The 24,828-nt window shown below is 62.0% G+C and carries 27 protein-coding genes and 1 pseudogene; 16 read left to right on the top strand and 12 right to left on the bottom strand.

Annotated elements, in window-relative coordinates; genetic code table 11:
* Positions 1 to 10: 10 nt before the first annotated feature.
* Entirely contained in the window at positions 11 to 973 is a 963-nt protein-coding gene (gene mdh, locus ACP15N_RS06385; RefSeq protein ID WP_425091385.1) for a malate dehydrogenase, read from the bottom strand.
* A gap of 291 nt (positions 974 to 1,264) precedes the next feature.
* Positions 1,265 to 1,582 (bottom strand): hypothetical protein, encoded by a 318-nt coding sequence (locus ACP15N_RS06380; protein WP_425091384.1) that lies wholly within the window; start codon positions 1,580 to 1,582, stop codon positions 1,265 to 1,267.
* A 312-nt stretch (positions 1,583 to 1,894) separates the two neighbouring features.
* Between ACP15N_RS06380 and ACP15N_RS06375 the strand changes: the two genes are divergently transcribed.
* Genes ACP15N_RS06375 through ACP15N_RS06360 form a run of 4 tightly spaced genes read left to right on the top strand, consistent with a single transcriptional unit; the run spans position 1,895 to position 4,584 of the window.
* Positions 1,895 to 2,782: an HpcH/HpaI aldolase/citrate lyase family protein gene (locus ACP15N_RS06375; protein ID WP_425091383.1), complete on the top strand. Its 888-nt coding sequence runs from the start codon at positions 1,895 to 1,897 to the stop codon at positions 2,780 to 2,782.
* A gap of 3 nt (positions 2,783 to 2,785) precedes the next feature.
* Positions 2,786 to 3,340: an NnrU family protein gene (locus ACP15N_RS06370; RefSeq protein ID WP_425091382.1), complete on the top strand. Its 555-nt coding sequence runs from the start codon at positions 2,786 to 2,788 to the stop codon at positions 3,338 to 3,340.
* 9 nt (positions 3,341 to 3,349) lie between these two features.
* Positions 3,350 to 3,553 (top strand): DUF1737 domain-containing protein, encoded by a 204-nt coding sequence (locus ACP15N_RS06365; RefSeq protein WP_425091381.1) that lies wholly within the window; start codon positions 3,350 to 3,352, stop codon positions 3,551 to 3,553.
* Positions 3,553 to 4,584 carry a MaoC family dehydratase gene (locus ACP15N_RS06360; RefSeq protein ID WP_425091380.1) on the top strand — a complete coding sequence of 344 codons (1,032 nt, stop codon included), beginning with the start codon at positions 3,553 to 3,555 and terminating at the stop codon, positions 4,582 to 4,584. Before ACP15N_RS06365 ends, ACP15N_RS06360 begins: the two co-directional genes overlap by 1 nt.
* Before the next feature lies 1 nt (position 4,585).
* On the opposite strand, the gene ACP15N_RS06355 is transcribed toward ACP15N_RS06360, so the two are convergent.
* Positions 4,586 to 5,479 carry a c-type cytochrome gene (locus tag ACP15N_RS06355; protein ID WP_425091379.1) on the bottom strand — a complete coding sequence of 298 codons (894 nt, stop codon included), beginning with the start codon at positions 5,477 to 5,479 and terminating at the stop codon, positions 4,586 to 4,588.
* 46 nt (positions 5,480 to 5,525) lie between these two features.
* Positions 5,526 to 5,999, bottom strand: a complete 474-nt coding sequence (locus ACP15N_RS06350) for a c-type cytochrome (protein ID WP_425091378.1) — start codon at positions 5,997 to 5,999, stop codon at positions 5,526 to 5,528.
* A 280-nt stretch (positions 6,000 to 6,279) separates the two neighbouring features.
* On the opposite strand from ACP15N_RS06350, the gene sdhC reads away from it, so the two are divergent.
* From sdhC to ACP15N_RS06325, 5 genes are all read left to right on the top strand, one after another.
* On the top strand, positions 6,280 to 6,663 hold the full coding sequence (gene sdhC, locus ACP15N_RS06345; protein ID WP_425091377.1) for a succinate dehydrogenase, cytochrome b556 subunit: 384 nt from the start codon (positions 6,280 to 6,282) through the stop codon (positions 6,661 to 6,663).
* Between the two features lie 11 nt (positions 6,664 to 6,674).
* A complete protein-coding gene (sdhD, locus tag ACP15N_RS06340) occupies positions 6,675 to 7,046 on the top strand; it encodes a succinate dehydrogenase, hydrophobic membrane anchor protein (protein WP_425091376.1) in 372 nt (123 codons plus the stop codon).
* A 16-nt stretch (positions 7,047 to 7,062) separates the two neighbouring features.
* Positions 7,063 to 8,865: a succinate dehydrogenase flavoprotein subunit gene (gene sdhA / locus ACP15N_RS06335; protein WP_425091375.1), complete on the top strand. Its 1,803-nt coding sequence runs from the start codon at positions 7,063 to 7,065 to the stop codon at positions 8,863 to 8,865.
* Positions 8,866 to 8,877: 12 nt separating this feature from the next.
* Positions 8,878 to 9,660 (top strand): succinate dehydrogenase iron-sulfur subunit, encoded by a 783-nt coding sequence (locus ACP15N_RS06330; RefSeq protein ID WP_425091374.1) that lies wholly within the window; start codon positions 8,878 to 8,880, stop codon positions 9,658 to 9,660.
* 76 nt (positions 9,661 to 9,736) lie between these two features.
* Positions 9,737 to 9,922 carry a hypothetical protein gene (locus tag ACP15N_RS06325; RefSeq protein WP_425091373.1) on the top strand — a complete coding sequence of 62 codons (186 nt, stop codon included), beginning with the start codon at positions 9,737 to 9,739 and terminating at the stop codon, positions 9,920 to 9,922.
* On the opposite strand, the gene ACP15N_RS06320 is transcribed toward ACP15N_RS06325, so the two are convergent.
* The 3 genes from ACP15N_RS06320 to ACP15N_RS06310 all read right to left on the bottom strand — a co-directional run bounded on the left by ACP15N_RS06320 (position 9,913) and on the right by ACP15N_RS06310 (position 12,133).
* On the bottom strand, positions 9,913 to 10,887 hold the full coding sequence (locus tag ACP15N_RS06320) for an aldo/keto reductase (RefSeq protein ID WP_425091372.1): 975 nt from the start codon (positions 10,885 to 10,887) through the stop codon (positions 9,913 to 9,915). The genes ACP15N_RS06325 and ACP15N_RS06320 overlap by 10 nt on opposite strands.
* Before the next feature lie 11 nt (positions 10,888 to 10,898).
* A complete protein-coding gene (deoD, locus tag ACP15N_RS06315) occupies positions 10,899 to 11,603 on the bottom strand; it encodes a purine-nucleoside phosphorylase (RefSeq protein WP_425091371.1) in 705 nt (234 codons plus the stop codon).
* Positions 11,604 to 11,668: 65 nt separating this feature from the next.
* Entirely contained in the window at positions 11,669 to 12,133 is a 465-nt protein-coding gene (locus ACP15N_RS06310) for a hypothetical protein (protein ID WP_425091370.1), read from the bottom strand.
* Positions 12,134 to 12,201: 68 nt separating this feature from the next.
* On the opposite strand from ACP15N_RS06310, the gene ACP15N_RS06305 reads away from it, so the two are divergent.
* Positions 12,202 to 12,741, top strand: a complete 540-nt coding sequence (locus ACP15N_RS06305; protein WP_425091369.1) for a DUF4329 domain-containing protein — start codon at positions 12,202 to 12,204, stop codon at positions 12,739 to 12,741.
* 13 nt (positions 12,742 to 12,754) lie between these two features.
* On the opposite strand, the pseudogene ACP15N_RS06300 reads toward ACP15N_RS06305, so the two are convergent.
* Positions 12,755 to 14,725, bottom strand: a pseudogene (locus ACP15N_RS06300) (methylmalonyl-CoA mutase family protein); the annotation flags it as partial.
* 243 nt (positions 14,726 to 14,968) lie between these two features.
* On the opposite strand from ACP15N_RS06300, the gene ACP15N_RS06295 reads away from it, so the two are divergent.
* Together ACP15N_RS06295 and ccrA are read left to right on the top strand one after the other, a co-directional pair.
* Positions 14,969 to 16,342, top strand: coding sequence for a 1-acyl-sn-glycerol-3-phosphate acyltransferase (locus tag ACP15N_RS06295; protein WP_425091368.1), 1,374 nt, complete (start codon positions 14,969 to 14,971; stop codon positions 16,340 to 16,342).
* Between the two features lie 120 nt (positions 16,343 to 16,462).
* A complete protein-coding gene (ccrA, locus tag ACP15N_RS06290; RefSeq protein ID WP_425091367.1) occupies positions 16,463 to 17,755 on the top strand; it encodes a crotonyl-CoA carboxylase/reductase in 1,293 nt (430 codons plus the stop codon).
* Positions 17,756 to 18,075: 320 nt separating this feature from the next.
* Here ccrA and ACP15N_RS06285 read toward each other — a convergent pair whose 3' ends face one another.
* Positions 18,076 to 18,255, bottom strand: a complete 180-nt coding sequence (locus ACP15N_RS06285) for a hypothetical protein (RefSeq protein WP_425091366.1) — start codon at positions 18,253 to 18,255, stop codon at positions 18,076 to 18,078.
* Here ACP15N_RS06285 and ACP15N_RS06280 point away from each other — a divergent pair.
* The 4 genes from ACP15N_RS06280 (at position 18,254) to ACP15N_RS06265 (ending at position 22,016) form a co-directional block, all read left to right on the top strand.
* Positions 18,254 to 18,964 carry a helix-turn-helix transcriptional regulator gene (locus tag ACP15N_RS06280; protein ID WP_425091365.1) on the top strand — a complete coding sequence of 237 codons (711 nt, stop codon included), beginning with the start codon at positions 18,254 to 18,256 and terminating at the stop codon, positions 18,962 to 18,964. The two genes, ACP15N_RS06285 and ACP15N_RS06280, sit on opposite strands and share 2 nt — an antisense overlap.
* Before the next feature lie 123 nt (positions 18,965 to 19,087).
* Positions 19,088 to 19,708, top strand: coding sequence for an acyl-homoserine-lactone synthase (locus ACP15N_RS06275; protein WP_425091364.1), 621 nt, complete (start codon positions 19,088 to 19,090; stop codon positions 19,706 to 19,708).
* A gap of 47 nt (positions 19,709 to 19,755) precedes the next feature.
* Complete coding sequence (locus ACP15N_RS06270) at positions 19,756 to 21,294, top strand: ATP-dependent DNA helicase (RefSeq protein WP_425091363.1); 1,539 nt, start codon at positions 19,756 to 19,758, stop codon at positions 21,292 to 21,294.
* Positions 21,291 to 22,016, top strand: coding sequence for an SDR family oxidoreductase (locus ACP15N_RS06265; RefSeq protein WP_425091362.1), 726 nt, complete (start codon positions 21,291 to 21,293; stop codon positions 22,014 to 22,016). The genes ACP15N_RS06270 and ACP15N_RS06265 overlap by 4 nt, the downstream gene beginning before the upstream one ends.
* A 100-nt stretch (positions 22,017 to 22,116) precedes the next feature.
* Here ACP15N_RS06265 and ACP15N_RS06260 read toward each other — a convergent pair whose 3' ends face one another.
* From ACP15N_RS06260 to ACP15N_RS06250, 3 genes are all read right to left on the bottom strand, one after another.
* Positions 22,117 to 22,872 carry a TIGR02186 family protein gene (locus tag ACP15N_RS06260; protein WP_425091361.1) on the bottom strand — a complete coding sequence of 252 codons (756 nt, stop codon included), beginning with the start codon at positions 22,870 to 22,872 and terminating at the stop codon, positions 22,117 to 22,119.
* On the bottom strand, positions 22,872 to 23,789 hold the full coding sequence (locus tag ACP15N_RS06255; RefSeq protein WP_425091360.1) for a sulfite exporter TauE/SafE family protein: 918 nt from the start codon (positions 23,787 to 23,789) through the stop codon (positions 22,872 to 22,874). The genes ACP15N_RS06260 and ACP15N_RS06255 overlap by 1 nt, the downstream gene beginning before the upstream one ends.
* Positions 23,790 to 23,850: 61 nt before the next feature.
* Positions 23,851 to 24,816, bottom strand: a complete 966-nt coding sequence (locus ACP15N_RS06250; RefSeq protein WP_425091359.1) for an ABC transporter permease — start codon at positions 24,814 to 24,816, stop codon at positions 23,851 to 23,853.
* Positions 24,817 to 24,828 lie beyond the last annotated feature (12 nt).

Here is a 24,828-nt window from a genome sequence, read left to right as displayed (position 1 = left end):
GAAAGCCGGATCACACGAGCGAGTCGTCGATGCCCTTGCACGCCTCGACAAGCCCTTTGACGGCATTGACGGAGTTGTCGAACATCGCCTGCTCATCCTTGGCCAGTTTGATGTCCACGACCTTTTCGATGCCGCCTGCACCGATGATGGTGGGCACGCCGACATACATGCCCTTCAGGCCAAATTCACCATCGCAATAGGCTGCGCAGGGCAGCAGGCGTTTCTGATCCTTCAGGTAGGCCTCTGCCATCTCGATCGCCGAGGCGGCCGGGGCGTAGAAGGCCGAGCCGGTCTTCAAAAGGCCGACGATTTCGGCGCCGCCGTCACGGGTGCGCTGCACGATCGCGTCCAGTTTTTCCTGCGTGGTCCAGCCCATGCTCACCAGGTCAGGCAGTGGGATGCCGGCAACGGTCGAATAGCGCGTCAGCGGCACCATCGTGTCACCGTGGCCGCCCAGAACGAACGCAGTCACGTCCTTCATCGAGACGTTGAACTCCACCGACAGGAAGTGCCGGAAGCGCGCGCTGTCCAGAACGCCGGCCATTCCGACGACCTTTTCCTTGGGCAGGCCCGAGAACTGCTGCAGCGCCCAGACCATCGCGTCGAGCGGGTTGGTGATGCAGATGACGAATGCGTCGGGCGCGTTGGCCGCGATGCCTTCGCCCACGGATTTCATGACCTTCAGGTTGATGCCCAAAAGGTCATCGCGGCTCATGCCGGGTTTGCGCGGCACGCCGGCGGTCACGATGCACACGTCCGCGCCTGCGATATCGGCATAGTCGGTTGTGCCTTTGAGCGTGGCGTCGAACCGCTCGACCGGGCCGCTTTCGGCGATGTCCAGAGACTTTCCCTGCGGGGTCCCGTCGGCGATGTCGAACAGGACGACATCTCCGAGTTCCTTGAGGGCGACGAGATGTGCGAGCGTGCCGCCGATCTGGCCTGCCCCGATGAGGGCGATTTTGGGTCGTGCCATGGAAGTTGTCTCCGGCTTGCGTTGAACTTGGCCGGTTGCCTAGCTTGTGCCCCTGTGCCTGACAAGGCCGCGCCAGCGCGGCGGAACGCCCCAATGCCGCATTCGGCGCGCACGCGGATCATCTAATCTGTTGTTAGTTAACCGAGATTGCCGGGGCGTGCAGTATCGTCGCAACGCGCCCCGGCGGGGCCGCCGTCGCCCGCAGCGCGGCGGGCACCGCTGCCCACGGCGAATCCCGGCGATTCTTGCGGGCGGCAGATCAAGCTGCGGTGCGTACCGCAGACTGCGGTGTCAGACGTCGTCGCCGGGGAGGGTCGTGGGGCTTCCGTCAAGCCCTTCGAATGCCTGGCCAGAGGCGATCAGGCAGGTCTGCCCGTCGGGCATGGTCACCGTGATTGTCCAAGATCCGGTTTCCTCTGAGGCAAATACCTCCATCATGCCGTTGTTTGCCCCAAGCCCCATGCTCTGTACGGTTTCGCCATAGGTATTGGTCAGGCGGTCCACGACCTTTTCACGGTCGGCACAGGGTTGGGCCTGCGCAAGAGCGGCGCTGCCAAGCACGCAACTGGTGATCACACAAGCACATGTCTGCACGATACGGGTTTTCATGGTCTGTCCCTTTCGTTCGGCACGGGTGTTGATCCGCGCCGTTGTCATGGTTTCGCCATGCCGGACATCCCTCTCGCCAGCGGGCTGCGGCCCGCCCGACATCCCTCACAAGCCCGGCGTGTGAAGTAGCCTGCGCCCACCATACCCCAAAACTGGTTAACAGACCGTGCGGCGTTTTCGCACCTGCAGCATTTTGGGCCAAAGTGCTGACCTATTGGCCCTTCCTGCCGCATTCTGCGGCGCAGAAGAAACTTTCTTGCAAATTTTCGGACGCTGCGGTCTTTTCCGGCAAGTTTTGAGCTGGAGAGAATCATGGACCGCCCTGTCGACCACCGCGCCCGCCCCTACCGTTCCGTCCTTTATATTCCCGGATCAAAGGACCGTGCGTTGCAAAAGGCGCAGACGCTGGCGGTCGATGCGATCATTTTTGACCTCGAAGATGCTGTCGCCGTGGATGAAAAGGCCAATGCGCGACACCTGCTGGCCGAAACGCTGGCCACGGCGGATTACGGGGCACGGGCCAAGATCGTGCGCATCAACGGGTTCGATACCGACTGGGGCGATGCCGATCTGGAGGTTATCTCCGCCGCGAGGCCCGAGGCGATCCTGATCCCCAAGGTCAACACCGCCGCGGATGTGGAGGCCTTGGCCCGCAAGCTCGATGCGCGGCCCGAAACCGCCGACACGACCATCTGGACGATGATGGAGACCCCGCTGGGGATGCTGAACGCGCAAGACATCGCAGCGGCGCCCCGTATGGCGGGCTTCATCATGGGTACCAACGATCTGGCCAAGGAACTTGATTGCCGCTATCGCCCGGACCGGTTGCCGATGCTGACGGGCCTGAGCCTCTGCCTGCTGGCGGCGCGCGCGCACGGTCTGGTGGCCGTCGATGGTGTCTACAACGCGTTCAAGGATGACGAGGGGCTTCAGGCCGAGTGCACGCAGGGCCGCGACATGGGCTTTGACGGCAAGACGTTGATCCACCCGGCGCAGGTCGCCATTGCAAACGCGGCCTTCGCCCCATCGGAGGCCGAGCTGGATCTGTCCCGTCGCCAGATCGCCGCGTTCGAGGAGGCAGAGGCCAAGGGTCTGGGCATCGCGGTGGTGGACGGCAAGATCGTCGAGAACCTGCATGTTGCGACCGCCCGGCAAGTTCTGGCAAAAGCCGAGGCAATCGAAGCCATCGCTGCGGAGTAACCCATGTATTTCACCATCCTCGCCCTTGGACTGGCCCTGTGGTCCGGCGCGCATTTCTTCAAACGGCTCGCACCGGAAAAACGCGCGGCGATGGGAGACAAGGGCAAGGGCGTGGTCGCCGTCGCCATAGTGGCCGCGATCGTGCTGATGGTCATCGGGTATCGGGGTGCGGATTTCATCCCCGTCTGGTCACCGCCCCCGTTTCTCACCCACGTGAACAACACGCTGATGGTGTTCGCACTTTGGATGTTCGGGGCCGCCAAGTCCGGCGTGTGGCCCGCGACGAAAATCCGTCACCCGCAACTCGCATCGATCAAGACTTTCGCCTTGGCGCACCTGCTGGTGAACGGCGATCTGGCCTCCATCCTGCTGTTTGGCGGGTTGCTGGCGTGGTCGGTGGTCTCTGTTATACTGATCAACAAGGCAGAACCGGACTGGACGCCCCCCGCGGCGCCGCCGACCAAGAAACTGGTCACGACCGCGATCATCACGGTGGTGGTCTTCTTCGTGATCACCTTCATTCACAACTGGCTGGGCGTCTGGCCGTTCCCGGCCTGAGGCACGCCTATGAAACTGTACCGGTTCCTGACCGAGGATGACACCTCGGCCTTCTGCCACAAGGTGTCCGAAGCCCTGTCGAAGGGGTGGACGCTGGAGGGCACCCCGACCTACGCGTTTGACGCCGCGCGCGGTGTGATGCGCTGCGGGCAGGCCGTGACCAAAGAGGTGCCCGGCACCTATTCCCCCGACCTGAAACTAGGAGAGCAGTGATGGCCAAGACCAATTCAGGTCGTTTCTTTGAGGATTACGCGGTCGGACAGGTGTTGACCCATGCGGTGCCGCGGACCGTGTCCGGCGGGGAGCGCGCGCTCTATCACATGCTCTATCCGGCGCGGCACGCACTTTATTCCTCCGATGAGTTCGCGCGCGGCTGTGGTTTACCAGCCTCTCCGCTGGACGATCTGGCTGCGTTCCATGTCGTGTTCGGCAAGACGGTTCCGGATGTGTCCCTGAACGCGGTGGCCAACCTGGGTTATGGCGAGGGGCGGTTCCTGAAGCCGGTCTATCCGGGCGACACGCTGCGCTCGGTGTCCGAGGTGATCGGGCTGAAGCAGAATTCCAACGGCAAATCGGGCGTGGTTTATGTGCGAACAACCGGCCTGAACCAGCGCGACGAGGCAGTTCTGGAATACGTGCGCTGGGTCATGGTGCGCAAACGCGATCTGGAGGCCCCGGCGGCGGAAACGGTGATTCCGGAGCTCGCCAAGACCGTTGCGGCCTCCGATCTGTTGATCCCCGAGGGCCTCGATTTCACCGGCTACGACTTCGATCTGGCCGGGGAGCCGCACCGTTGGGGCGATTACGAAGTGGGCGAGGTGATCGACCATGTCGACGGCGTCACGATCGAAGAATCCGAACACATGCAGGCCACGCGCCTGTGGCAGAACACCGCCAAGGTGCATTTCGACGCCACCTTCCGGCCGGACGGGCAGCGGCTGATCTATGGTGGGCACGTGATTTCGATGGCGCGGACATTGTCGTTCAACGGGCTTGCCAACGCCCAGATGATCGTCGGTCTGAATGCGGGCGCCCATGCGAACCCGTGTTTTTCGGGCGACACGGTGAAGGCCTGGACGGAGGTGTTGGACAAGGCCGAAACGGCCGCCCCGGGCGTTGGGGCCGTGCGCCTGCGTCTGGTCGCAACCAAAGACGGGTCAGTTGGTGAGCTGAAGGGCGATGACGGCAAGTACCTGCCGGGCGTGTTGCTCGACCTGGATTACTGGGCGCTCATGCCGGTGTAGGTCATGGTATCGACGGCAGCAGCAGCATGTAGGCCGCGATTGCCTCGCGATCCTCAGCGGTCAACTGCTGCATGTTGGTGATGACAGAGGCCATGTGCCCGCCGGCACTGTCGAAATCGGGCGTGAATCCTGTTTCCAGGTAATAGGCGATGTCCCCCGCACTCCATCGCAGGGTGCCGGGCGTGATGTTGGGAATGCGTCCCTGACCGCTCGGGTTGGGGGCGCCCGCCATCCACGCGCTCTTTTCCAGCCGCCCGAAGCTGTCGCGGGGGGTATGGCATTCGGCACAATGGGCCAGCGCTTCGACCAGATAGCGCCCGCGCTCTAGCGTATCCGTGCCAGTTGGCCCGACAAAACCAGGATCCCCGTTGAGCCGTTTCCAAAGGCCAAGCCCTGCCCGGATGTTGTAGGGCAGCGACAGGTCGTGATCGGGGTGCACGGCGTCGGATGCGGGCAGGGTTGTCATGTAGGCAAACAGGTTCGCCACATCCGTGTCCGTCATCAGGGCATAGGCGGTGTACGGGAAGGCCGGGTAATAGTGGTTCCCCTCGGGCGAGACGCCCTGTGTCATCGCGCGGGCAAAGGTGTCGAGGGTCCAGTTGCCGATCCCCGCGGTGGGATGGCTGGAAATGTTCGGGACAACGAATGTCCCGAACTCGGTCACAAGGCGCTGCCCGCCCGACAGGACAAGCGCGTCGTCGCCCTTGGCGTCAGGGGCCTTGTGGCAAGAGGCGCATCCGGCTGCCCAAAACACCGCCTCGCCTGGAACCGGGTCGCCGCCGATGTCATTGAAACGACCGGGTATTGCCGGTGCCGGTCGCATCAGTTGGAGGGCGAACAGAGAGGCCGCCCCCACAATCACTGCAGCGACAGCAAGCTTGTTTCCGGCGGGCATTCACGACCTTCTCGATAATAACGCGCACACAATGCTCTGCCGCGCGTTAATTCCGGGGCGCGCGGTAGGTATCGTGACAGTCTTTGCATGTTCCCCCGATGGGGCCAAGCGCCGGGCCGATGCCTGCGACACCTGCGCCAACCGCGGCCGGCAGTCCTTCAGCCGCCGCAGCCACCGCCTGCCACTTGGATGCGAAGTCATCGAAGTTGTCCCAGATGACCGGCATCGCCCGCGTGCCGTCGATGCTCATGCTATCAGACCCCTCGGGCCAGAAGGCGGCCTGGTTCAGCGCCGCGATCGCCTGAATGTTCTCTGCCGCGACCTGCGCCTGCGCTGCGTCATACTCCGCATTGCCCCGCGCCATGCCCCCCAGAACGCCGACATTGAACGCCAGAAGCTGGAACTGGCCCTTGCGGGCCTTCAGTGCGTTTTCCAGTGCCTCGTCCGCAAATGCGGCACCGGCGCTGGCCGCAACAGCGGTGGAAACGGCGATTGCGAGAACGGAAAATCGTCTGGCCATCATGACATACTCCCTTTTTTGTCAGGTGATGAAATTACAAGATAGACCATGCCAGGCGTCTCGCGAGTGGAATTTCGGCCTCGGTACGCGAACCGGCGAAAAACATGCGGTGTCCGTTTGTGATCACGCGTGCGCCAAGTGTGATCACGTTGACCGAAAACCTGCCCGGTTGCGCCAAATAACCGCGCCGATTCACACATAGCTGCCCGTGACATGTGGGTTATTTCGGCTATTGATATGCGCAACGACCCCGTCTTTGGACAGTAAAAGAGGTGCCGCAATGGCCGATGTGAACCGGGGGGACCGCCCCCTTTCGCCGCATATCCAGATTTATCGCCCGGAACTGACGTCGATCACTTCGATCCTGACACGGATCACCGGCAATGCACTTCTGGTCGGGGCGCTTCTGATCGTGTGGTGGTTGCTCGCAGCGTCCGCCGGCCCCGAGTATTTCGCCTTTGTCGATGGGCTCGTGACGTCGTGGTTCGGCAAGCTGGTCTTTTTCGGCTCCATCTGGGCGCTCTGGTATCACACGCTGGCCGGCGTCCGGCACCTTGTCTGGGACACGGGCCGCGGGTTCGAGCTCAAGGACGCCTACGCCATGGGATACATGGTTATCGGTGGATCCGTCGTTCTGACACTCATCACTGTCATCGCGCTGTAACGGAGGGACACATGGCTTATCTGACCGACCGCAAACGCGCCACCGGCCTTGGGTCCGCGAAAACCGGGACCGAGCATCACTGGCACATGCAGATCAGCTCTGTCGCGCTGCTGGTTCTCGTTCCGCTGTTTCTGTTCAGCTTCGGCTCCGTCGTGGGCGAGCCTTACGAGGCTGTCATCGCCCATCTCAGCCGTCCCTTCCCGGCGATCATAACCGGTCTGATGCTGATCGTGGGGTTCGACCATTTTCGCCATGGCGTGCAAACCGCCATCGAAGACTATTCCGACGGGCTGACCCGCAAAGCCCTAATCATAGCCATGATCTGTGTGAGCTATGGCGCCATGGCCGTCGGCCTGTTCGCGCTCGCCCGCCTCGCATTGTGATCACAGGGAGCCACTGATGTCCGAATACGAATACGAAACCCACACTTACGATGTTGTGGTCGTCGGGGCCGGCGGTGCCGGTCTGCGCGCGACGCTTGGCATGGCCGAACAGGGGCTGCGCACGGCGTGCATCTCCAAGGTGTTCCCGACACGCTCCCACACGGTGGCCGCGCAGGGTGGCATCGCCGCGTCGCTCAGCAACATGGGCCCCGACAACTGGCAGTGGCACATGTATGACACCGTCAAGGGCTCCGACTGGCTGGGTGACACGGATGCGATGGAATACCTTGCGCGTGAGGCCCCCAAGGCGGTCTACGAGCTGGAACATTACGGCGTGCCATTTTCGCGGACCGAAGAGGGCAAGATCTATCAGCGGCCCTTTGGTGGCCACACGACTGAATTTGGCGAAGGCCCCCCGGTGCAACGCACCTGTGCCGCCGCCGACCGGACGGGCCACGCGATCCTGCACACGCTTTACGGTCAGTCGCTCAAGAACAATGCCGAGTTCTTCATCGAATATTTCGCGATCGACCTGATCATGTCCGAAGACGGGCAGTGCCAGGGCGTGGTGTGCTGGAAACTCGACGATGGAACGATCCATGTTTTCAACGCGAAGATGACCGTGCTTGCCACGGGCGGCTATGGCCGGGCCTATTTCTCGGCGACATCTGCCCATACCTGCACCGGTGATGGTGGCGGGATGGTGGCGCGTGCGGGCCTGCCGCTTCAGGATATGGAGTTCGTGCAATTCCACCCGACCGGTATCTACGGCTCCGGCTGCCTGATCACCGAAGGCGCGCGCGGCGAAGGCGGATACCTGACCAACTCCGAAGGCGAGCGTTTCATGGAACGCTATGCGCCGACCTACAAGGACCTCGCTTCGCGCGACGTGGTGTCTCGCTGCATGACGCTGGAGATCCGCGAGGGCCGCGGGGTTGGTGCGGATGGCGATCATATCCACCTGCACCTCAACCACCTGCCGCCGGACACGCTGGCTGAACGCCTGCCGGGCATCTCGGAGTCGGCACGCATCTTCGCAGGCGTCGACGTCAACAAGGAACCGATCCCGGTTCTGCCCACGGTGCACTATAACATGGGTGGTATTCCGACGAATTACTGGGGCGAGGTTCTGAACCCGACAAAGGACGACCCCGACGCCATCGCGCCGGGCCTGATGGCCGTGGGCGAAGCCGGGTGTGCCTCCGTGCACGGGGCGAACCGGTTGGGTTCCAATTCGCTAATCGACCTCGTGGTCTTCGGGCGCGCCGCTGCAATCAAGGCCGGCCAGATCGTCGATCCCAACAGTCCGAACCCGACGCTGAACCAGGCCTCGCTCGACAAGGCCCTAGGCCGGTTCGACGGGCTGCGCCACGCCAAGGGCACCGTCAGCACCGCCGAGTTGCGGCTTGAGATGCAAAAGACGATGCAGGCCGACGCGGCCGTGTTCCGCACCGACCAGACCCTCGCCGAAGGCGTCGAGAAGATGTACGGCGTCGCGGGCAAGATGGACGACATCGCCGTGACCGACCGGTCGCTCGTGTGGAACTCCGACCTTATGGAAACGCTGGAGCTGACCAACCTGATGCCCAACGCGCTGGCGACCATCGTCAGCGCCGAGGCGCGCAAGGAAAGCCGTGGCGCCCACGCGCACGAGGATTATCCCGACCGGGATGATGAAAACTGGCGCGTGCACTCGTTGTCCTATGTGAACGGCAAGGTGGAGCTGGGTCAGCGCCCCGTGCATCTCAACCCGCTTCTGGGCCACAACGAAGGTGGCATCGACCTGAAGAAAATCGCGCCCAAGGCGCGCGTGTATTGAGGAGCAACGCAGATGGTTCAACTTACCCTCCCCAAGAACTCCACCATCCGCACTGGCAAGACGTGGCCCAAGCCTGACGGCGCCACGAACCTGCGCAAGTTCCAGATCTATCGGTATGATCCCGACGCCGGAGAGAATCCGCGCGTGGATACGTATTTCGTCGATATGGACACCTGCGGTCCAATGGTTCTGGACGCGCTGATCAAGATCAAGAACGAGATTGATCCGACGCTGACCTTCCGCAGGTCCTGCCGCGAGGGGATTTGCGGGTCCTGCGCGATGAACATCGATGGCGGCAATACGCTGGCCTGTATCTTCGGCATGGACGAGATCAAGAACGAAACGGTCAAGATCTATCCGCTGCCGCACATGCCGGTGGTCAAGGACCTGATCCCGGACCTGACGCATTTCTATGCGCAGCACGCGTCGATCATGCCGTGGCTGGAGACCAAGACAAACCGTCCGGCAACCGAATGGCGCCAGTCGATCGAGGATCGCAAGAAGCTTGATGGCCTTTATGAATGCGTGATGTGCGCGTCGTGCTCCACCTCCTGCCCGAGCTATTGGTGGAACGGGGATCGGTACCTCGGACCGGCGGCTCTGTTGCACGCGTATCGCTGGATTATCGACAGCCGCGACGAGGCGACCGGTGAGCGACTGGACGATTTGGAAGATCCGTTCAAGCTCTATCGCTGCCACACGATCATGAACTGCGCCAAGACCTGCCCCAAGGGGTTGAACCCGGCCAAGGCCATCGGTGCGATCAAGCAGATGATGGTCGAACGCCACGTCTGATGTAGCGCCCGCGTTGTGTAGCAAAATGTAAAAAGGCCCCGCGAGAGTTGGGGCCTTTTTTACAAAAGAGGGCGCGATGGCGTTTTTCCCGATTGCGATCCTTCTGGTGTTTCTGGCGATGTACCTGCTGCGTACCAAACGCACCCGCATGTGCAGGTGGCGCAAACGCACAGGGCACGACTGGCGCTGCGCGGCCTGCGGGGCAGAGGCTGTCACCGGCGATGGCAAGCAGCCCCGGCTATGCCTGCGCGATCAACAGTAACTTTCCACTCCGTTCTTGCCCGCGCCCGCATAACGGTCACCATCGGCAAAACCGCAGGGCAGAAGTCTTTCAATTTCAAGCAGATCATCTTTGGTGAAGGTAATGTCTGTCGCCTGCACGAACTCGGCCAAGTGCGCTGCCGACCGGGTTCCGGGGATGGGCAGCACGTGATCTCCGCGGGACAGAAGCCAAGCCAGAGCCGCCGCCGGGACGGCCCATCCCCGATCCGCGCAAAACGCCCGGAACCCGTCGATTGCTGCCCGGTTATAGGCAAAGGCCGACCCGATGAAGCGTGGCATCGACTTGCGGAAATCATCCGCGTGGAACGCATCCGGATCCGGAGATCGCTCCGCAAGCATCCCCCGCGCCAGCGGAGAAAAGGCGACAAGTGTAGCACCCGCCTCGGCACAGGCTCGTACCATCCCCAGCTCCACCGGGCGCGACCAGAGCGAATACTCCATCTGAACGGCGGCAATCGGATGTACCTTCTGCGCGCGACGCAGGGTGGCAGGGGTCACTTCAGACAGGCCGATCGCGTCGCATAACCCGTCCTCCATTATCCGCGCAAGCCCCTCGATAACCGGCTCGATTTCCGTTTCGGGGTCGCGGCGGTGCAGGTAGAACAACTCCACCTTGTCACGCCCCAACCGCTTCAACGAACCTTCGAGGGAAGCGCGCAGATCGCCTTCGGCGTTGCTGTAGTGTCGGGTCGGCGAGGTATAAATACCGGCTTTGGTGGCGAGGGTGACTTCTGCCCCGGTTGCCCGCAAATAGCTGCCGATCACCTCCTCGGAGCGGCCCTCTCCGTAGATTTCGGCAACATCCCAGTGATCGACACCCAACTTGAGCGCGGCGTCGAGGCAGGCATGGCTTTCGGCCTCGGTCGTATCGCCGTAGATTCCGCCAAAGCTCATGCAGCCTAGGCCGATAGCGCCGACAGAGCGGCCGTTCAGCGTGCGTTTCATATGAGTCGTCCTTATGCGAAAGCTGCTTCGAGCGCGATTTCCACCATGTCGCCGAAGCTCGACTGCCGATCTGCTGAGGGCAACGCCTCGCCGGTCAGAAGGTGGTCGGACACCGTCAGGACCGCCAGCGCGCGACGGCCATGGCGGGCCGCGAGCGTGTAGAGCTCCGCAGCCTCCATCTCCACGGCGAGAATGCCATGTCGCGTCATTTGTTCGTTCAGATCAGGACGTTCGTCATAGAACACATCCGACGAATAGATGCCGCCCACATGCACCGTGGAGGCCTTGGCGCGCGCGGCGTCTTCGGCTGCGCGCAGCAACCCGTAATCGGCGCAGGGGGCATAGTTCAGCTCTCGGAACACCCCGCGTGACGGGGTGGATATCGATGAGGCTGTCATCGCAAGGATCACATCGCGCAGAGCCACGTGGTCCTGCATCGCCCCGGTCGACCCGATGCGGATAAGCGTTTGCGCGCCGTAGTCCCTGATCAGCTCATTGGCATAGATCGATAAACTGGGCATCCCCATGCCCGAGCCGTGGATCGTGACCCGGTTTCCGCGCCATGTACCGGTAAACCCAAGCATCCCGCGGACTTCGTTGACCAGGACCGGCGCGTCCAGAAACGTTTCGGCGGCCCATTTGGCACGCAGCGGATCGCCGGGCATCAGAACGGTTTCGGCAATCTGGCCAGGCTCGGCACCGATATGGACTGTCATCAAAGGCTCCCTCGTTTTGTCGGACTATAGCGCGCCGGTGGCGGGGGAACACCGCGGTTCTGGTCTCAGTCTGCCAGCGAGAAGAAGCGGTTTTCGTCGTGGTCCCAGACCAGTGCTTCCACGCAGGGGTTCAGGTTCGTGCCGCCGCAGGCCGACCCGTGCATCTGGTTCAGCAGGACGGTCAGGAAATCGAACCTCTCGACGCTCCATCCCTTCGACAGGCGCTCTGTCACGGTATCACCGACCACGAACAGAACCGAGCACCCTCCTGTGCCGCAATACAGGCTCGCCGCAGAGGAGCAGGTGAGTTTCTGCAGATCGAGCACGTGGTCCAACTGACCGTCGCCCGTCAGATCGGTACGCCGCACCGCGTCCCATGCTACCGTGAGTTCGCCGTTTTCAAAGGCCGCGCACTCGCCCCGCGCTTCGTCCAGCTTGGCGGTGATCGGCGCAGGCCATGTGTCTTGCGCATGAGCCGTGGTCAGATGAAGAAGGCCGACCAAGGCTACCAATATGGGGCTCCGGTGCATGGATTTATCCTTTCTCGCGGAAAACGGGGGCATTATCTTGCCGCGAGCGTACCAACGAGGAAACGATTGTGCGACGGTTTCTGACGCCTGCGACCCTGCTTTATCTGGCCCTTGGGGCAGTGCCCGTATCCGCGCAGGACGCCGCGGCAGAGATTGCGTTCGTCAAGTCGCTCTTTGCGGAGCTGCAACCCAAGTCTTTTCGGTCGAACCGGGAGTATTGCGGGTATATCGGCTACGACCGGCGCGGAAGGCTGGTTGCGACCCGTGCGCGGCGCGGCGGCGCGGATCACTGCGAACCGCGCTGGCCATGGCGGTTCGATCCTGTCGCGTCTTTCCACACGCATGCGGCTTATGATCCGGAGGCGTGGTCAGAAATTCCCAGCGGGTCGGATATGGAAAGTGACGAGGCCGAAGGGGTGGACGGCTATGTCGCAACTCCGGGCGGACGGCTTTGGTACATCGACAGTACGGATATGATCGCCAGCCAGATCTGCGGGGTCGGGTGCCTGTCTCAGGATCCCGCGTTCCTGCCGGAAACTGACATCGTCATCCTGCAATCCTATAGCTACGACGCGTTGATCGATGTGTTCGAAGAGGACGGGCACTGAACCTGTCCATCGCTTATTCCGCGGCGACAGGTTCGGCGTCGACCAGCCCAACGATGTCGAACATGATCCGGTTCAGCTCGAAATCCTTTGGCGTATAGACCTTCGCAACACCCATGGCGCGGAGCCGTTCCGCATCATCGTCCGGGATGATCCCGCCCACAACGACCGGAATGTGCATCAGGTTCTCATCGCGCATGCGGCCCATCATCTCTTCGATCAGCGGGATGTGGGACCCGGACAGGATCGACAGGCCAACAACGTGAACGTCCTGCTCACGGGCGGCTTTCACGATTTCCTCGGGCGTCAGGCGAATGCCTTCGTATGTGATGTCCATGCCGCAGTCGCGGGCCCGGGCGGCGATCTGTTCGGCCCCGTTGGAGTGACCATCCAGACCGGGCTTGCCGACGAGGAATTTCAGCTTGCGCCCGAGTTTGGTGGATACGGCGCTGACCGCATCGCGGATTTCGTCCAGACCTTCGGTACGGTTCGACGGGTTAGATGACACGCCCGTGGGCGCGCGGTACTCGCCAAAGCTCTTGCGGATTTCCAGTCCCCATTCGCCGGTGGTGACACCCGCTTTGGCGGCCGCGATGGAGGCGGGCATGACGTTGGCGCCGGACATCGCAGCTTCGCGCAGGTCCGACAGTGCCTTTTGCGCCGCATCTTCATCCCGTGCGGCGCGCCACGCGTCCAGTCGCCCGATCTGTTCGGCCTCGACCGCCGGGTCGACCACCATGATGCCGCCTTCCTCGTCGACCAGCGGCGATGGCTCGCCCTGCTGGTACTTGTTCACACCCACGACCGTGGTTTCACCAACTTCAATACGACCAAGGCGGTCGGAATTGGCCTCCACCAGACGGGATTTCATGTACTCGATCGACGCCACGGCGCCGCCCATGCCGTCAATCGTCGCAAGCTCGGCCCGGGCACCTTCTTTCAACTCCGCGACCTTGCGGTACACAGCCGGGTTGCCGTCGAACAGGTCATCATACTCCAGAAGATCGGTTTCCAGCGCCATGATCTGCTGCATCCGCAGCGACCATTGCTGATCCCATGGCCGGGGCAGGCCAAGTGCTTCGTTCCACGCAGGCAGTTGGACCGCACGGGCACGGGCGTTCTTCGACAGAGTCACGGCCAGCATCTCGATCAGGATGCGGTAGACATTGTTTTCCGGCTGCTGTTCGGTCAGACCAAGCGAGTTGACCTGAACTCCATAGCGGAAGCGGCGGAATTTCGGGTCCTCCACGCCATACCGGTCACGGCAAATCTCGTCCCACAGCTCCACGAAAGCGCGCATCTTGCACATCTCGGTCACGAACCGGATGCCCGCGTTCACAAAGAACGAAATGCGCCCGACCATGGCCGGGAAGTGTTCTTCGGGGACTTTGCCTTTCAGGTCATCGAGAACAGCTGTGGCCGTGGCGAGCGCAAAGGCCAATTCCTGCTCCGGTGTCGCGCCGGCCTCTTGCAGGTGGTAGGAACACACGTTCATCGGGTTCCACTTCGGCAGATGCTCGCGCGTGTAGGCCGCGACATCCGTGATCATCCGCAAGGACGGTTTCGGAGGACAGATATACGTGCCGCGGCTGAGGTATTCCTTGATGATGTCGTTCTGGACCGTGCCTTGCAGCTTGGAGACATCCGCGCCCTGTTCTTCGGCCACCGCGATATAAAGCGCAAGCAACCACGGGGCGGTCGCATTGATCGTCATCGAGGTGTTCATCTGTTCCAGCGGGATGTCCTGGAACAATGTGCGCATGTCGCCCAGATGCGCGACCGGCACGCCGACCTTGCCAACCTCGCCGCGCGACAGGACATGGTCGCTGTCATAGCCGGTTTGGGTCGGCAGATCGAAGGCCACGGACAGGCCCGTCTGACCCTTCGCGAGGTTGTTGCGATAGAGCTTGTTCGAGGCTTCAGCAGTGGAATGGCCTGCATAGGTGCGGAAGAGCCAGGGGCGATCTTTTTTCGTCTCGGTCATCGGGGTCCTCGTGAATCACCTACGGTAACGATCTTTCGTTTCGCGGCATTGATAGGCAATTTTATGTCCATGTCAATTCGCTGCATTGCGGAGAAACAGCGTTCTGCGTCACAGCATAGGGTATCGGGGCCAATACGCATAAGCCGAAGAAGTGCCGCAGTGCCATCAGCACACCGTCGTCATCGGATGCTCTGTCTGCGACGGTAGGGACGTTGTTCCGCCACAAAAGCGGTGCAAAGTAGGAAAATGACACAGACGGTGGATATCGCCTATTGGCAGTTCTGGCTTCTGATTGCCTTTGCCGCGGTCACCTTTGCCTCGCATTTCCTGTTTCCATCCGTACGCTGGTTTTTCCGCAAACGGTTCGAGCGTGCGGTCGATCGATTGAACACGCGCCTCGTGCGCCCGATCGAGCCGTTCAAACTGATGCGGCGGTCCGACAACATAAACCGGTTGCTCTATTCCCCGCAGGTGATGGAGGCGGTGGTGGAGCATGCTGCCAAGGAAGGTGTGCGCGAAGATGTCGCCTTCGAAAAGGCACGACGCTACGCGCGCGAGATCGTGCCTGGGTTTTCCACCGCGACCTATTACGGGTTTGCCATGCGCGCCGCGCGGTGGCTCACGCAGGCGCTTTACCGGGTGGAGATTGCGCCCTCTCACCCCGCGCTTGAAAACGTCGACCCGGAGGCCACGGTGGTGTTCGTGATAAACCACCGCTCCAACATGGACTACGTGCTGGTAACGTGGCTGGTGTCCAAGGACACGACCCTGTCCTACGCGGTGGGCGAGTGGGCAAGAGTCCGTCCGCTGCGCTGGCTGATCCGGGCGACGGGCGCGTATTTCATCCGGCGGCGGAACCTCAATCCGCTCTATCGCGGGGTTCTGGCGCGGTATGTCCAGATGGCGCGCGACGGCGGCGTTACCCAGGCGATCTTCCCCGAAGGCGGGTTGTCGCGGGATGGGAAGGTCGGCCCGCCGAAGCTGGGATTGCTCAGCTATCTGGTAGATGGCGTCGAAGCAGATGGTCAACGAGATGTGGTCTTTGTTCCGGTCGGCTTGAATTATGACCGCGTGTTCGAAGACCGAAATCTGGTCGCGATGCAGACCCAAGGCCGCTTTCGGCGCACATGGGCGCGGGTGATCTGGGCGGTTCTGCCGGAGTTGTGGCCAATCCTGACACGCAGGCAGCGCTTTGGGCAGGCGGCCGTCCGGTTCGGAGCACCAGTCTCCCTGCGGGCGCACCTACGGGCGGGGGGCGACGTGGCCGGGTTGGGGGAGGCGTTGATGGCGGACGTCCGGCGCATCGTGCCGGTTTTGCCCGTACCACTTGTGGCGGATATTCTGCTCAACGCCGGAGGGACAATGCCCCTGGCCGATCTGGAGGAGGCCTTTGCCACGGCGCGCACGGCGCGCGGGAGCAAGAGCGCGCTTGCCTCTGCCAGTGCGGCGGACGGGATCAAGGTTCTGAGGCGCCGCGGACTGGTTCAGGTGCGCGCGGATGTCGTACACGTTGCACCAGAGGCTCGCGACGTACTGCGTTACTATGCCAACAGCCTTCCGGAAACGTCATGCCTTGCCAAAGCGGGTAATTTCGATGCGATTGTAGAGCGTGCGACATAAAGTTTCGCAAAGCGGGCTTTTTCGTTTGCAATGTTACCCGCGCCCCCTTAAATCGCATGCAGGCACCGCAGCAAAACGATTCTGCGCTGCGGAAAGTTAACAGACTCACTGGAGGCCCTCATGGCGCTCGATACCGATCAGGCCCTCGTGTCTTACGAGGCACCGGAAAAAGACCTCTATGACATGGGAGAGATGCCCCCGCTTGGCTATGTGCCCAAGCAAATGCACGCGTGGGCAATCCGTCGCGAACGTCATGGAGAGCCCGACACCGCAATGCTGAAAGAGGTCGTCGATGTTCCGACGCTGGACAGCAACGAGGTGCTGGTCCTGGTGATGGCCGCCGGTGTGAACTATAACGGCGTCTGGGCCGCGTTGGGTCAGCCGATCAGCCCGTTCGATGGCCACAAGATGCCCTATCACATCGCTGGATCCGACGCTGCCGGGATCGTCTGGGCCGTGGGTGACAAGGTCAAGCGCTGGAAGATCGGCGACGAGGTGGTTGTGCATTGCAATCAGGACGACGGCGACGACGAAGAATGCAATGGCGGCGACCCGATGTATTCCCCGACACAGCGCATCTGGGGCTATGAGACACCCGACGGGTCGTTCAGCCAGTTCACCCGTGTGCAGTCGCAGCAGTTGATGCCGCGTCCCAAGCACCTGACCTGGGAAGAAAGCGCGTGCTATACACTGACGCTCGCCACGGCCTACCGGATGCTGTTTGGCCACGAGCCGCACGATCTCAAGCCCGGGCAGAACGTTCTGGTCTGGGGCGCGTCGGGCGGTCTGGGGTCCTACGCGATCCAGTTGATCAACACCGCTGGTGCCAACGCGATCGGCGTGATCTCGGATGAGAGCAAGCGCGACTTCGTGATGGGTCTTGGCGCCAAGGGCGTCATCAACCGGAACGATTACAAATGCTGGGGACAGCTGCCCACCGTGAACACCCCCGAATACAAGGAGTGGTTCACCGAGGCGCGCAAGTTCGGAAAGGCGATTTGGGATATCACCGGCAAGGGCGTGAACGTCGACATGGTCTTCGAGCACCCTGGCGAGGCAACCTTCCCCGTATCCACACTGGTGTGCAAGAAGGGCGGGATGGTCGTGATCTGCGCGGGTACCACCGGGTTCAACTGCACCTTTGACGTCCGCTACATGTGGATGCACCAGAAGCGCTTGCAGGGGTCGCACTTCGCGCACCTCAAGCAGGCGGCATCGGCGAACAAACTGATGATGGAGCGTCGTCTCGACCCCTGCATGTCCGAGGTTTTCCCCTGGGCTGAACTGCCTGAAGCCCACATGAAGATGCTGCGCAACGAGCACAAGCCGGGCAACATGTCCGTGCTGGTGCAGGCACCGCGCACCGGGTTGCGCACCCTCGAGGATGTGCTGGAAGCCGGTCCGCTGTCGTAAGCCGGTTCCCCTGCAAGACATGCAAGCCCGCCCCGACCTGACGGATCGGCGGCGGGCTTCTTCTTTTTCGTGTTTTCTTGGGCCCGGCTATTAACGACCACCCGCTATAGGCGAGTTGCGGCGCTCATCTTCCATTAACGAATCGTACCTACAGTGCCCGATCATCCGATCCGGGAGTATGTGATGCGCCGCTTTTTCGAGCGGCAACACAGTATCAATAGGTTGCCCGACCGCGCACTCGCTATTTTTGGGGAGTAAAAATGCGTGAATATCGCACGGATTTCGCTCGTGCTATAGTTGTGTTAATGTTTCGTTAACTTTTAGAAATGGAAACTCGAATGGCACAGGACTGGATCGTGGACGTACTTGCCGACCTCCGCAGCTTCGCGCTGCAGAACAACATGGGTGCCTTGGCTGAGCAGTTGGATGACACCATCCTTGTCGCTGCGACCGAGATTGCCCAGACGGCACCTGACGTTCCCGACGAGACGGGGGACCATGTATCAGGAACTGGAAGATTTCCTAGAAGATTTGCAAGCGGCCAGATCGCTTGACGACGTCCAGGCGCATTTGTTCGGCCTGCGCGACTTTCTGGATGTAGAACACCTTGTCTATCACTGTCTGGATGCCTCGGGGAACAAGTACGGCGCGATGACCTATGACGCGCCGTGGATCCGGCGCTACATCGAGGAAGACTATGCGCGCATCGATCCTGTGGTTCAGGGCACCTATCAACGCTTCCATCCTGTAGATTGGAAACAGCTCGACTGGTCCGGAAAGTCCCAGCGGGCGTTTCTGGGCGAAGCGCTGGCAACAGGTGTCGGCAATCAGGGGGTTTCGGTGCCGATCCGCGGCCCGAACGGGCAGTTTGCGCTTTTCTCGGTGAACAGCACCGAGTCGGATGACGGGTGGGCCAATTACCGAAAGGAGAAACTCAAGACACTTATTCTTGCTGCCCACTTCATTAACCAACGTGCCCTGGAACTCGAATCACAACTGCATCCTCCGACCAAGCCGCTGTCCCCGCGCGAGTCTGATGCTTTGACCTTGTTGGCCAATGGCATGAACCGGTCCCAGGCGTCGGAAAAGCTTGGAATCTCTGAGCATACGCTCAGAGTTTACATCGAAAGCGCGCGGTTCAAACTGGGGGCCGCGAACGCCACGCATGCGGTTGCCCGGGCCATGGTCCGCGGTCTGATCGTGGTCTAACAAGCGTTAACGCAGCCGTAAAATCCCGTATTTGCGGGATTTTTATGGTTGCGTGCGCTAGGAAATCCTTAACGACGGTCACGCGTTTCTCTTGCTCGCGCTTTGCAGCAGGAGGGCAGCCGCATGATCCGTTTTGTTTACGCCGACGAATTGAACCAGTTCCCGACACTGCGCGATACGATGTTTCGGGATCGCGCCCGTCAGTTCAAAGAGCGTTTGAACTGGGATGTGACCGTTGATGCCGATGGTTTCGAACGGGATGAGTACGACACTATCAACCCGCTCTACATCATCGCCGAGACAGAGGCGGGCACCCATGCAGGGTCGATGCGTGTTCTTCCCACGACCGGGTCCACCATGATCAATGATCACTTCCTCCACCTGACAGATGGGGTCGCAATCCAATCGCCGTTCATTTGGGAATGCACGCGGTTTTGCCTGTCGCCGGATGCAGACAGCAAGGTCGCGGGCGCTTTGATGCTGGCCGGGGCCGAGTTTGGCTGCGCCTCCGGTCTGTCCCATTCGGTGGGCGTGTTCGATGCTCGGATGATCCTCGTCTACCGGCGTCTTGGCTGGATCCCCGAGGTGCTGGGGAGCCAGGGCGAGGGGCGGACCGCGATTTCCGTCGGGCTCTGGTCCATGGACCACGATCTGCGCGACCGTCTGTCCGCACGCACCGGCATCAGCCGCGAGGTCAGCACCGAATGGTACGAACGCGCCTTCGGTCCTTCGCTCGTCGCGTAAGATCTTTGGCTCTGGCAGCCTACGGGAGGGCGGGCTAGGGTCGCGGCATGACCGTGCCCGCACCCGTCTTCTCTGACGACCAGGCCGAAGCCTACGATCAGGTTTCGGACTTGCTTGCCCAGTCGGGCGTTGATCTTGAAAACGAGGCCCTGCTGCCCCCGCGCGAAGGGGCGGCGTGCAGCGTTCTGGCGGTGCTGGGACGTGCGGGATCGGGCAAGACCCTTTTGCTGGCCAGGTTGGCGGAGGATCTGACAGCTGCCGGCGTCGAAGTTGTTTCCGGCGACTGGGAAGGCAAGCGACGCAAGGACCGGCGCACGCTCGCGATCCTTGCCCCGACGAACAAGGCGGCCAGCGTTTTGCGCACGCGTGGGGTTCCTGCGACGACGATCCACCGGATCCTTTATACTCCGGTCTACGACCCGGAATACGAACATATCGCGGACTGGCTGGCCGGCACCGGCGACAAGCCGGACATCGAAGGGCTCTCGACCGAGGCGCTGGAGCGGGCTTTCGTGTTCTATCAGGCGCACAACTCCATTCCGGGGGCGCTGGCGGCGGCAGGGTTGCGCGGGTCCGATTTCATCACCGGATGGAAGCGGCGGGAGGATCCGCTGGATATTGGGTTCGTGGATGAGAGCTCGATGCTCGATGACCGACAACTTGATGATCTGAAAGAAATTTTCCCGACCCTCGTTCTGTTCGGCGATCCTGCGCAACTGGCGCCGGTAGGGCAATCCGGCGAGATGGCGTTTGACGGCCTCCCGGCGCCAGCGAAACTGGAACTGAGCCGTGTTCATCGGCAGGACGCCGACAGTCCGATCCTCGATCTTGCACATGCGCTGTTCGAGCCGGAGGTCACGTTCGAGCGGTTCGAAACCCTTGTGGAAGACGCCGCCGCGAGGGACGACCGAGTGCAGATGCTGCCGCGCATGCAGGCGGCGCTGATGGCACGCTCGCCTGCCTTGGTGTGGCGCAACAAGACGCGGATCAAACTCATTACGGCTTTTAGAACGGCCTATGGTGCACCGCTCGACGCCTTGCTGCCCGGAGAGCCGCTCGTCTGCGATGGGATCGAACTGCCGCTCAAGCACCGAAAGAAGCGGATCGATCTTGAGGCGCGCGGCCTGATCAAGGGGGCGCAGGTCATCTATCTTGGAGCAGGGCGGAAGCCGGGATTCTCGAGGTTGCATGTGGTCGGCGCCGAGGCCCCTGAAGTGTCAGCCGCATCCATTGTGAAGATCGAGCTGCCCGACGAGGAGGAACCCTTCATTCCCTTTGCTGCACGAATGGGAGCGACGTTCCTGCATGGTGCGGCGGTAACGATCCACAAGGCACAGGGATCGCAATGGGACACCGTGCAGGTGTTTGCGCCGGACCTGTCTGCGGCGGCCTGGGCTGGCCGTTCAGAGGCCGGGCAGCCGCTGTGGAAGCGGTTGGCGTATGTGGCGATCACGCGGGCGTCCGAGCGGCTGATCTGGGTCACGCGCAACCGGTTGGCGCGCCCCGACGTGCCGCTGGGAACGGATGATCTGAGCGTTGCGCCCGCGCCGTTGGAATTGGTTCGGCAAGAGGAGGGCGAGGGATGAAGTCCATTCTGGTGACGGGAGCATCCAGTGGGATCGGGGCCGCGGTAGCGCGTCGGTTCCTGCAGGAGGGGTGGCGCGTAGGGTTGCTTGCACGTCGCGCAGCGGCACTGCACGAGGTCGCCGAAGGCCATGCGCAGGCGGTAATCCTGCCGGCGGACGTGACGGACGCTGCAGCAGTCGATGCGGCGTTCGACATGTTTGCCGAGGGCGCGCGCTTGGATGTCCTGTTCAACAACGCGGGTATGTTCGGGCCACAAGGTCCGATCGACGAGATCCCGCTGGAGGGTTGGAAACAGGTGATCGATGTGAACCTGACCGGCATGTTCCTGTGCGCCCGCGCGGCCTTTCGGATCATGCGCCGTCAGGACCCCATGGGCGGCCGGATCATCAACAACGGGTCTATTTCTGCGCATTCGCCGCGCGAGGGGTCGACCTGCTATACGACCGCCAAGCATGGCGTTTCCGGTTTGACCAAGACCCTGAGCCTGGACGGGCGCGCATTTGATATCGCGTGCGGCCAGATCGACATCGGAAATGCGCGCACGGACCTGGTTCTGGGTCTGGAGAAAACCCGCGCAGCGCAAGGATTGGCCCCTTTGCCGAGCATGGCGGTCGAGGATGTCGCGGAGGCTGTCCTGTCGATGGCGCGGCTTCCTGCGGAGGCCAACGTACAGAGCATGATGGTGATGGCGACGAAGATGCCCCATATCGGGCGTGGGTAAGCCAGCGGAGCGGACCTGACGGTCCGCGCAGTATCTGGCACTTCGTGCGGTCGGGGGCGCTGCCCCCGGAACCCCCGAGGTATTGCGACACAAAAGATGCTCAGCCGCGGACGTAGCGGAAGAACGCTGCAGCACCCCAACCCGCAGCGATCGCGATGGCGAGAGACAGGAGGCCGTAAATCAGGGGCTGATCGTGGGCGAGGTTATACAGGAACCGTTCCAGCCCGACCTTTCGCACATCGATCACGGTCTCGAAGCTGTCGACCACCATGCCCTCCCGCGTGAGAAAGACCCGCGTTGCGTAGTCGCCCTCAGTCAGGTTGGCAGGCAGCGAAATCTCCGTCGAGAACAGGGTGGCGTCGGTCAGGCGTACACCGCCTTCGATCAACTGATAGAGCCCGTCCCCGGCGCGGATGCGCAGCAAGGCATCGGTGAAATTGTCGAGCTCGGTCACCGCCTCACCCACGTCGATTGCGCGGATGAGTCGAGTGGCCGAAATCCTGTGCCGCAGGTCGCTGGTCTCGCTGAGAACATCCGCCAACGGCGCGGTGCTGGCGACCGCATAGAAACTGGGGGCGGCGTCGATTTCTGCGGCGGCCGTGTTGATCCATATCCCGGCGACGCGGGATTTGCGGCGGATCGTGATTGGCTCGGACGGCCCGGCGATCGTGATGATCACATGAAGGTCGCTGTCATCGGGGGCGGGCGCCGTGCGCTTGACCGCGCCGAAGACGAGGATCTCGGAGCCGGCGAAATTGGTAGTGATGGAGACGTTGGTTTGCGACAGTTCGGCAACGACCTCCTCCGCCCGGGCGGGCAGTGCGAGGGCCAGCAAGATGCACAGGAGCCGGATCATCAGTGCCCCCCCGCGCCGAGGGAGTAGAGCTCCGACGGTTCCAGAAGCAGGTCCAGCGCCAGCTTGCCGCAAACCGCGAGGACCATGATCGCCAGCAGGATGCGCAACTGCTCGGCCTTGAGCCGCGTTCCGATCACCGTGCCGATTTGCGCCCCGATCACGCCGCCGACCAGCAGCAAAACCGCAAGCACCATGTCGACGGTGAAGTTCGTTGTCGCGTGCAGAAGCGTCGTGAAGGCGGTTACGAAAATGATCTGGAACAGCGATGTACCAACAACCACCTTGGTCGGCATGCCGAGGATATAGATCATGGCAGGCACCATGATGAAGCCACCCCCAACCCCCATGATGGCGGCCAGAATGCCGACGATGAGCCCAACGATCAGCGGTGGGATCACCGAGATGTAGAGGCCCGAGGTGCGAAACTTCATCTTGAAGGGCAGGGTGTGCACCCAGGTGCGCTGGCGTCTTTTTGCCGGGGGCGCGCCGGTCTTTCGCGACCGTCGCAGGGCGCGCAGGCTTTCCACGAACATCAGTGCGCCGATCACGCCGAGGAACACGACGTAACAAAGTTTGACCAGCAGATCGACCTGCCCGAGCGATTTGAGGTAGTTGAAGACCAAAACGCCCAATCCAGCGCCGACCAAGCCGCCAGCCAGAAGCACGCAGCCCATGCGGAGGTCCACCGTGCGGCGCCTGAGATGTGCGAGCACCCCGGAGAAGGACGAGGCGACAATCTGGTTCGCTTCGGTCGCGACGGCCACCGCAGGTGGAATTCCGATGAAGAACAGCAGCGGTGTCATGAGAAAACCGCCACCCACGCCAAACATTCCCGACAGCACGCCAACGACCCCACCAAGCCCCAGCAGCAGGAACGCGTTGACCGAAACCTCGGCAATGGGGAGGTAGATGAGCATGGCGTCAGTCTAAGCCGCCGGTCGGGGCGCGCAATGGGCGCAGTTGCCGCCCTGTAACGTATCAGCGCTCTTTGACATAGGGTTCCCCCCCGGCGCGCGGGGGGATCGCCTTGCCGACAAATCCGGCAAGAATGACGACAGTGAGGATGTAGGGCAGGGCCTGCATGAACTGGACGGGGATCACGAAATCCATGACCTCGATGTTCTGGAAGCGGTTGGCGATCGCCTCGAGAAACCCGAAGAGAAGGCAGGCGATCAGGGCATACCATGGACGCCATTTTGCAAAGATCAGCGCGGCCAGCGCAATATAGCCGCGCCCTGCGGTCATGTCCTTGACGAAGCCGGCTGCCAGTCCGGTGGCCAGATAGGCACCGGCAAGCCCGCAAAGAAGACCGCAGATCATCACCGCCGCGTAGCGCAGCCCCACGACGGATACGCCCGCGGTATCGACCGCCGCCGGGTTCTCGCCCACGGCCCGCAGGCGCAAGCCGAACCGCGTGCGGAACAGGACATACCATGTTGCGGGCACTGCGAGGGCTGCGATGTAGACAAGGATCGAGTGGCCCGAGATCAGTTCGAAATAGATCGGACCAAGTATGGGGACGTTTTGCAATGCGTCCGCGAACGGCAGGGTAATCGGTTCGAACCTGGCGTCGCCGATCAGTGATGGGGTCCGGCCGCCCTGATTGAACCACGTCTGCGCGATCAGGACCGTGAGTCCTGCTGCAAGGAAGTTCAATGCGACCCCCGAGATCAACTGGTTGCCCCGGAAAGTGATGGAGGCGAGGCCATGCAGCGCGGAGAAAAGCATCGAGGCCGCGACCCCGGCAATGAGGCCAAGCCAGACCGATCCGGTGACAAAGGCGACGGCGGCAGAAAAGAACGCCGCGGCCAGCATCTTGCCCTCCAGCCCGATATCAAACACGCCCGCGCGTTCGGAAAAAAGCCCGGCAAGGCAAGCCAGAAGGAGCGGGGTCGCCAACCGGATCGTACTGTCGAGGACTTGCAGGAGGGTCAGAAAATCCATCGGTGCTCTCCC

Origin of the sequence: Tropicimonas sp. S265A, from assembly GCF_049800835.1 — a bacterium.
Lineage (GTDB): Bacteria > Pseudomonadota > Alphaproteobacteria > Rhodobacterales > Rhodobacteraceae > Dinoroseobacter.
The sequence above is the reverse complement of the archived record's forward strand: the minus strand, read 5'-3'. Positions and strand labels throughout refer to the sequence as shown.